Origin of the sequence: Acinetobacter sp. ANC 5045, assembly GCF_004331005.1 — a bacterium.
Lineage (GTDB): Bacteria > Pseudomonadota > Gammaproteobacteria > Pseudomonadales > Moraxellaceae > Acinetobacter > Acinetobacter towneri.
This window is the reverse complement of record NZ_SJNS01000040.1, coordinates 1-2,688: the sequence shown is the minus strand read 5'-3', so window position 1 is coordinate 2,688 and position 2,688 is coordinate 1. Positions and strand designations below refer to the sequence as shown.

General features: G+C 31.7%; 2 protein-coding genes and 2 pseudogenes. 1 reads left to right on the top strand and 3 read right to left on the bottom strand.

Translation table 11 applies throughout. From position 1 onward, the window contains the following. Positions 1-82: pseudogene (locus E0H79_RS15000) on the bottom strand (helix-turn-helix domain-containing protein); the annotation flags it as partial. 275 nt (positions 83-357) lie between these two features. Continuing rightward, positions 358-1,122: a hypothetical protein gene (locus E0H79_RS14995; protein WP_131262063.1), complete on the bottom strand. Its 765-nt coding sequence runs from the start codon at positions 1,120-1,122 to the stop codon at positions 358-360. Between the two features lie 191 nt (positions 1,123-1,313). On the opposite strand from E0H79_RS14995, the gene E0H79_RS14990 reads away from it, so the two are divergent. Then, entirely contained in the window at positions 1,314-2,324 is a 1,011-nt protein-coding gene (locus E0H79_RS14990) for a restriction endonuclease (protein ID WP_131262062.1), read from the top strand. Positions 2,325-2,555: 231 nt separating this feature from the next. Here E0H79_RS14990 and E0H79_RS14985 read toward each other — a convergent pair. Then, positions 2,556-2,688, bottom strand: a pseudogene (locus tag E0H79_RS14985) (transposase); the annotation flags it as partial.

Sequence of the window (2,688 nt, the reverse complement as noted above, 5' to 3'; positions counted from 1 at the left end):
GCCAATGTTTTGCATGCTTGGCCAGAAAAATGAGTCGTTCTCGCTGTTCTAAACTAAGTGGTACAGAAACAATTCGAGGCATGTGTGAACATCTGTTAACTAAAAAAACTTTTTCGCATGATTAGTTATTTTTGTCAACTTAGTAGAAGTGAAAAAATAACTATGGCAGTCAATTGACTGCCATTTCTTAATAGTAATAATCTTAGCTAATAATAGCTCAACATCAGTAATTCTAGAAATTAGCTTATTGATTGTAAAAAATTAAAAGCAACTACCTTATAATTTTTTAAATTCTAGACAGTTTAAAATATTCCCAAATTTTTACTCAAATCGCTAAACTTTTCCATTAAGATTCAGTTAACCATATGGTCGAATAAAAGTTTGCACAATTAAACTATCGGTATCTTTATTTAAGTCAGCCTCGAGCCCTCTGGGATTAGATATACGCCCATCAGGATCATATACAAAACAAATCAATGCATCACAATCAGGATGAGTTTGATATCTATGAATATCCTCTATAAGCTGACTACCGATCTCTTTTGAGCCAAGCCCTTTACGTGTTTTTTTAATTTCAACGACAATCCGTTCAGACTTTAGAAGAAAATCTACTCTAGTTGACTTCCCCGCATTACTTGGTGCCCATTCTTCAGGGCGTATATCTTCAAAATTTAAATGAAGTAAAGCATGAAAGAGATCTTGAACATCATATTCATCTTGGATATCGATAGTCTCTCTATCACTATAACGTGTACGCAATTGTCTAGTTACTAGATGAAAACGATCACATATATTTCGAATTATCTGAATTGGACTTATAGTATCAGACGCTGTACTAATATCACCTGATTCTATTTCTTCTCTCACAGCTTCAAGTACACCTATTCCAGTACTAATTGAGCCTCTATGTGGTCGTTGTACCTTGTCTTGAAACTCTATGTAATAAGGACTTGTTGATGAAAACTGACGTTCTAGAAATGATAAAGATTGTGTTTTCCAAGTTGCGAATAGACCTGTATCACAAGTTGGAAAACCTATAACATTCGGAGGATTAGGCTTATGCGATGCTAATACTCCTTTACCTTTTTCAATTAAATGAGATACTTTTTCTGAAACTCTCATAGATACTCCAACATATTTTTTGATGCTTCTGAATTATTTGATTATAGTTATTTTCAAAAAGGTATTTGGGGTATTTTTTATACTGCTCAATCACTGGTAGACACTCGCTCAGTCATTGTAGATAAGGCTATAAGTGATTTAAAATGACTTAGGTTCTATTCATAAATATTAAAAATTTAGGGGATTTTGAAATGAAAGTTAGTGAGATAGTTAAAGATTGGGGCGGATTTGAAAAATTAATACAAGATATACATCAACGTGAGGATCTAACGGTTCAACATAACGTTACCTTGACTGGGCAATCAGGTGCTACAAGACAAATTGATGTTTTATTGGAGCATTCAAATGGTCCATATCACTATAAAACATTAGTCGAATGCAAGCTTTGGAATAAAAAAGTTGAACGAGCAAATATTGATGTTTTATATGCAGGGATGCTAGATTTAAATGCTTCAAAAGGGGTTTTTTTTTCAACAAAAGGATATCAAAAAGGAGCTGAAATCTATGCTCAATCAAAAGGTATAAGTATATTTGTTGTTAAAGAAGTAAATGATGAAGCATGGGGAAATCCTGGTAAAATAATTAATCTAAACCTCCAAATTATTCAAAAGGCGATTGATACTGTTGAACCGAAAGGAACTCAGGCTGTCTTTTTAAAAGAAAGTCAGAAAGAGTTAAATTTAGAAATTCATATTGATTCTGATTCAGAAGAAAAACATAGTCAAATTCTTTCAAAACATAAGGAAAAATTTAAAACTTTTGAAGAATTATTAAATTTTTATACTGAAGATGCTTTAGCTAAATATCAAGATAATCCTCTTTTAATAAATAATGGAGAGGAATGTACTAGATATGTTAGAACAGTTCTTAATTTGAAATTTCCAGAACCATTAGAAGTGCTTAAAGATGATGTAATTATTTTAATTCCTGAGATAGCCCTCACAGTTGCACTAAAAATAAATCAGTCACCACTTCTTATAGATAGAAGTAATAATTACTTATATGCATTGTCTGTAATTGATTATGTCAATGATCAAAGTTTTTTAGTTTCAAAATTAAAAGAAGCAGAATATCCTGAATGGCAAACAGTAAAAGAAAAAAAAACTTCTGATGAAAAGCCATTAAAAAATGGAGCTATCTTAACCGTTGGAATGCATGGTTTTTTTGATATAGCAGAGACATATCAATTAGAACGGATATAAAACTTTATTAAACAAAGTTCGATACATTGAAGCATGATAATATTTAAACTGAAACCGTTATAGTGCAAGCTGACCAATTAACAAATGAACCAGTAGCATTTTCGAATTTAGAAGAACTCTATCATAAGATGGTCCATCGGAACCTTAACTGATGGACCATCCAATAAACTTAATCTAATAACTATATTGCAAGAAAACTATTAATCACCTTAATTAACGGTTAAGCTGTCATTAAAAAGTAAACATGTATTCTTTTCCGAATTGGTTTGATACTCTCTCCACCCATTGCTCTATTTTATCAGCTGTCATGACTTGAAAATCTCGCCAATAATATTTCATCTGCTTCCATACCATCTCGATTCGA